Genomic DNA, 6,439 nt, shown 5'->3' on the forward strand with positions numbered 1-6,439 from the left:
TTCGTGGTGCATCACATCGCGGCGGACGGGGCGTCGATGGCGCCGCTGGCCCGGGATCTGATGACCGCGTACGCCGCCCGCACCGGCGGCCGCGCCCCCGACTGGACGCCCCTGGAGGTGCAGTACGCCGACTACGCGCTGTGGCAGCGGCAGGTCCTCGGCGATCCGGCCGACCCGGATTCGCTCGCCGCCGCCCAGCTGCGGTACTGGCGCGAAACCCTTTCCGGCGCACCGGAAGTGCTGGCGTTGCCCACCGACCGGCCCCGCCCGCCGCACCAGTCGTTCCGCGGCGCCACCGTCCGCTTCGACGTCGGCGCCGAACTGTACCGGGCGGTCGGCGACCTGGCCCGCACGCACGGCGCCACCCCGTTCATCACGGTGCACGCGGCCCTGGCGGTGCTGCTGGCCCGGCTCTCGGGCAGCGACGACGTCACCGTCGGCACCCCGGTCTCCGGTCGCGGCGACCGCGCCCTCGACGATCTGGTCGGCATGTTCGTCAACACCGTCGTCCTGCGCACCCCCGTCACCGCACATCACACCTTCGCCGAGCACCTGACCCACATCCGCGACCGCGACGTCGACGCCCTCGCCCACGCCGACCTGCCGTTCGACGCCCTCGTCGACGCCGTCACCGACCACCGATCCGAGGCCTACGCGCCCCTGTTCCAGGTGATGCTGGCCTTCCAGAACACCGAGTCCGCCCACTTGCGGCTGCCCGACCTGACCGTCGACGTCTCCGAAATCGACACCGGCACCACCAAATTCGACCTGCACCTGATGCTGGCCGAGGTCCCCGGCGACGACGGCGCCCCCGCCGCCCTCACCGGCGCCCTGTCCTACGCGACCGACCTGTTCGACGCCGGCACCGTCACCGCCCTCGCCGACCGCTTCGTGCGGCTGCTCACCGCCGTGACCACCACCCCGCACGTGCCCGTCGGCGACCTCGACCTGCTCGAGCCGGGCGAACGCGAGCTGATCCTGCGGCGCTGGATCGCCACCGACGCCCCCCGCGACCCGCACACCCTCGCCGACCTGTTCGCCCGGCAGGCCGCCCGCACCCCCGACGCCGTCGCCGTCGTCTTCGGCGACGAGGCCCTGACCTACGCCGAGTTCGATGCCCGCACCAACCGGCTCGCCCGGCGGCTGATCGCCGAGGGCGTCGGCCCGGACCGCCTCGTCGGGCTCGCGATGCGCCGCTCGATCGAGCTGCTCGTCGGAATGTACGCGGTGATCAAGGCCGGCGGCGCCTACCTGCCGCTCGACCCCGACCACCCCGCCGACCGGCTCGAATACGTTCTGGGCAACGCCCGTCCGGTGTGCGTGCTCACCACCGCCGCCGACCGGACGGCGCTGCCCACCCCGGCCCCGATCCTCGAGGTCGATCGCCTCGACCTGACCGGCGCCTCCGACGCCCCCGTCGCCCCGGAGGAGCGCACCGCCCCGCTGACGGGGGACCACCTCGCCTACGTGCTGTACACCTCCGGCTCCACCGGCCGGCCCAAGGGTGTCGCGGTCGCTCACGCCGCGATCGTCAACCGGTTGCGGTGGATGCAGCACGCCTACCCGCTCACCGCCGAGGACACCGTCCTGCAGAAGACACCGTTCACGTTCGACGTGTCGGTGTGGGAGTTCTTCTGGCCGCTGCAGACCGGGGCGCGCCTCGTCGTCGCCGCACCCGACGGGCACCGCGATCCCGCCTACCTCACCGCCGTCGTCGAGCAGCAGCACGTCACCGTGGCGCACTTCGTGCCGTCCATGCTCGCGGTGTTCGTCGCCGCCACCGACCCGGCCCGCTGCATGTCGCTGCGGTTGCTGTTCTGCAGCGGCGAGGCGCTGCCCCCGGCCACGGTCGCCGCCGCCCACGCCGCGTTCCCCGCCGCGGACCTGCACAACCTGTACGGGCCCACCGAGGCCGCCGTCGACGTCACGTTCTGGGCCTGCACCGACGACGACGTCGACGTCGTCCCGATCGGCGCCCCGGTGTGGAACACCCGCGTCCACGTCCTCGATGCGCGGCTGCACCCGGTTCCCGTCGGCGCCGTGGGGGAGCTGTACCTGTCCGGCATCCAGCTCGCCCGCGGCTATGTCGGGCGCGGCGACCTGACCGCCGACCGGTTCGTCGCCGATCCGTTCGGTCCGTCCGGCACCCGCATGTACCGCACCGGCGACCTCGTGTCCTGGCGCCGCGACGGCAATCTGATCTACCTGGGCCGCACCGATTTCCAAGTCAAGCTCCGGGGCCTGCGGATCGAGCTCGGTGAGATCGAGCAGGCGTTGCTCGCCGACCCGGCCGTCGCGCAGGCCGCGGTCGTGGTGCACCGGCACCCCGCCGGCGCCGCCGACGGCTCCGACGGGGTGCTCGTCGCGTACGTCGTGCCCGAACCCGGCCGGAACAGCGATACCGCGGCGAGCCGCGCATCCGATACCGCGGCGAGCCGCGCATTCGATACCGCGGCCCTGCTCGGGGCCGCCGCGGCCCGGCTGCCCGGCTACATGGTGCCCGCCCACGTCGTCGTCCTCGACCGGTTCCCGCTCAACCCCAACGGCAAGCTCGACCGCAAGGCATTGCCCGCCCCGGACCTCACGGCCGTGCGTGCGGCGGAGCACGTCGCGCCGCGCACCCCGGTCGAGCAGGTCCTGGCCGAGGTCTTCGCCGGCCTGCTCGGGGTGGAGCGTCTCGGCGTGCACGACAGCTTCCTGGATCTGGGCGGCAACTCGCTGCTGGCCATGCGGCTGGCCGCGCGGATCGCCGCGGCGACCGGCACCGACGTGGGCGTGCGTGATCTGTTCGACGCGCCCACCGTCGCCGCCCTCGCCGAGCGGCTCCGCGACCGCGATGCCGCGGCGCGGCCCGCGCTGACCGCCGCCGCGACCCGGCCCCCCACGATCCCGCTGTCCCCGGCCCAGCAGCGCATGTGGTTCATCAACCAGTTCGACACGACCTCCCCGGCCTACAACATCGCCGTCGCGCTGCGTCTGACCGGGGAGCTGGATCTCGCGGCGCTGCGGGCCGCTGCCGCCGACGTCGCCGCGCGCCACGAGACGCTGCGCACCCGCTACCCGCTCACCGACGACGGCCCGATCCAGGTCGTGCTGCCGGTCGCGGTGGCGCAGCCCGACTTCACCGTCACCCGCGTCGAGACCGAGGACACGGTGCCCGCGCACATCGACCGGATCGTCGGCGCCGGGTTCGACGTCGCCACCGAGGTGCCGGTGCGGATCCGGCTGCTCACCCTCGCCGACACCGACCACGTGCTGGTCCTGGTCGTGCACCATATCGCCGCCGACGGGTTCTCGATGGGACCGCTGGGCCGGGATCTGATGACCGCGTACGCCGCCCGCGCCGGTGGTCACGCCCCCGACCGGTCGCCGCTGCCGGTGCAGTACGCCGACTACACGCTGTGGCAGCACACCGTGCTGGGCGACGAGTCCGATCCCGCCTCCACCGCCGCCCGGCAGCTCGCGTTCTGGCACGACGCGCTGGCCGGGGCGCCGGAACTGCTCGAGCTGCCGTGGGACCGGCCCCGCCCGGTGCAGCAGTCCGGGCGCGGTGCCCGCGTGGCGTTCGAGATCGACGCCGACACCCACCGCGGCATGCTCGCGCTGGCCCGCGAGCACGACGCGTCGTTGTTCATGGTCGTGCATGCGGCGCTGGCGGTGCTGCTGGCCCGGCTGTCCACCAGCGACGACATCGTGGTCGGCACCCCCGTCGCCGGGCGCGGTGACCGCGCCCTCGACGATCTGGTCGGCATGTTCGTCAACACCGTGGTGCTGCGGGCCCGGGTGGACGAACGCGAACGGTTCGACTCGCTGTTGCGGCGGGTCCGTTCGGCGGACCTGGCGGCGTTCGGCCAGGCCGACGTCCCGTTCGAGCGGCTCGTCGAGGCCCTCGACCCGCCCCGGTCGACGTCCTACCCCCCGCTGTTCCAGGTGCTGCTCGAGTTCCAGGACATCGAGCGCCCCGAGATCGCGCTGCCGGGGGCGACGGCGCGGGTGCTCGACCTCGATCCCGGCCTGTCGCCGTTCGACCTGCAGCTGTCGATCGCCGAGCGGCCCGGCGGCGGATCCGGCGTGCGGGCGGCGTTCACCTACGCCACCGACCTGTTCGACGCGGACACGGTCGCCTCGTTCGCGGACCGGTTCGTGCGGATCCTCGACGCGGTCACCGCGGATGCGTCCGTGACGGTGGGGGACGTGGAGATCGTCACCCCACGTGAGCTCGCCACCCTGGCCCCGGCGCGGGGCCGGCCCGCGGTCTCCCCGCAGCTGTGGCCCGAACTGCTGTCGTCGGTGGCGGCGATCGTGCCGGAGGCGGTCGCCCTGTCCTTCGAAGGCCGCACCGTCACCTACGGTGAGCTCGACGCCTGGTCCAACCGGCTCGCCCGCGTCCTCACGAGCCACGGGGTCGGACCGGAATCCTTTGTTGCCCTGGGAATTTCGCGTTCAATCGAGTCGGTCGCGGCGGTGTGGGCGGTGACCAAGTCCGGGGCGGCGTTCGTCCCCGTCGACCCCGGCTACCCGCCCGAGCGGATCGCCTACATGCTCGACGACTGCCGGGCCACCCTCGGCCTGACCACCACCGCCCACCGCGACGTGTGGCCCGCGGACGCGGTGTCGTGGCTGCTGCTCGACGACCCCGGCCTGCGCCGCCGCCTCGACGACGTCTCGCCCGCCCCGGTCACCGACGACGACCGCCGCACCCCGCTACGGTACGACCATCCGGCATACCTGATCTACACCTCCGGCTCGACCGGCCGCCCCAAGGGCGTCGTCGTCACCCACCGCGGCCTGACCAACCTCAACGCCGAAGTACGCGAACACTTCTCGATCACCCATCGGGCCCGCGTCTCGCACCTGGCGTCGCCGAGCTTCGACGCGTCCCTCTTCGAGCTGACCAAGGCGTTCTGCGCCGGCGCCACCCTCGTCATCGTGCCGCCCAGCGTCTACGGCGGCGAGGAACTCGCCCGCATCCTGCGCGAGGAACGCATCACCCACGCGTTCGTCACCCCCACCGCCCTCGCGTCGCTCGATCCCGCGGGCCTCGACGAGCTGCGCGTGCTCGTCGTCGCCGGGGAGGCCTGCCCGCCGGAACTGGTCGACCGCTGGGCGCCGGGCCGCCACATGTACAACGGCTACGGCCCGTCCGAGGCCACCATCGAGACCAGCGTCAGCCCCGACATGCGCCCGGACACCACCGTCACCGTCGGTGGCCCCGCCATCGGCTTCCACGAGGTCGTCCTCGACGAACGGCTGCGACCCGTCCCCATCGGGGTCGCCGGCGAGCTCTACATCGCCGGCGCCGGCCTGGCCCGCGGCTACCACCGCCGACCCGAGCTCACCGCGTCCCGGTTCGTCGCCGACCCGTTCGGGGCGCCGGGGGAGCGGATGTACCGCACCGGCGACGTGGTGCGCTGGCGCACCGACGGCACCGTGGAATACCTCGGCCGCTCCGACTTCCAGGTCAAGGTCCGCGGCTTCCGCATCGAACTCGGCGAGATCGACACCGCCCTCGCCGCTCACGACGACGTCGCCTTCGCGGTGACGATCGGGCACACCGCCCCGTCCGGCGACACCGCCCTGGTCGCCTACGTCCTGCCGGAGACCGGCCACCACGTCGATGCCGCCGCGCTGCGGGGGCACGTCGCAGGGCAGCTGCCCGCGCACATGGTGCCCGCCGCGATCGTCGTCCTCGACGAGATCCCGCTCACCCCGGTCGGCAAGCTCGACCGCCGCGCCCTGCCGGTACCCGACCTGTCGGCCACCGGCGAATACCGCGCCCCGGCCACCGACACCGAGGCCACCCTCGCCGACATCGTCGCCGAGGCCCTCGGCCACGAGAAGGTTTCCGTCGACGACAGCTTCTTCGACCTCGGCGGCAACTCGCTGATCGCCACCCGTGTCGTCGCCCGCATCAACGCCGCCCTCGGCACCGACGCCGGCGTGCGGGTGCTGTTCGAGGCCCCCACCGTGCGGACCCTCGCCGCCCGCATCCTCGACGACCACGCCGGTGGCACCCGCGTCCCCCTCACCGCGGGCCCGCGCCCCGACCGGATCCCGCTGTCCCCACCCCAGCAGCGGATGTGGTTCGTCAACCAGTTCGACACCGCCTCGGCCGCCTACAACATCCCGATGGCGATCCGGCTGACCGGCCGCCTCGACCGGGCGGCGCTCACCGCCGCCGTGCACGACCTGATCACCCGCCACGAAACCCTGCGCACCTGGTACCCGAACGAGAACACCGGCCCGGTGCAGCTGGTCACCGACCCCGCCCAGGCCACCCCCGACCTCGATCCGGTCCCGGTGTCCGCCGACGAGCTGCCGCAGCGTCTGGCCGCCGAGGTCACGGCCGGGTTCGACGTGGCGGTGCAGGTGCCGGTGCGGGCGCGGTTGTTCGCGCTCGGCGACGGGGAGCACGTGCTGGTGTTCGTGGTGCATCACA

The 6,439-nt window shown here is 73.5% G+C and carries 1 protein-coding gene; it reads left to right on the forward strand.

Translation table 11 applies throughout. From position 1 onward, the window contains the following. Positions 1–6,439, forward strand: a 6,439-nt coding sequence (locus AIIKEEIJ_RS11645) for a non-ribosomal peptide synthetase (protein ID WP_161995708.1), incomplete at both ends; no start/stop codon positions are given.

Source organism: Rhodococcus sp. YH1, assembly GCF_009939605.1.
Taxonomy (GTDB): Bacteria; Actinomycetota; Actinomycetes; order Mycobacteriales; family Mycobacteriaceae; genus Rhodococcus; species Rhodococcus aetherivorans.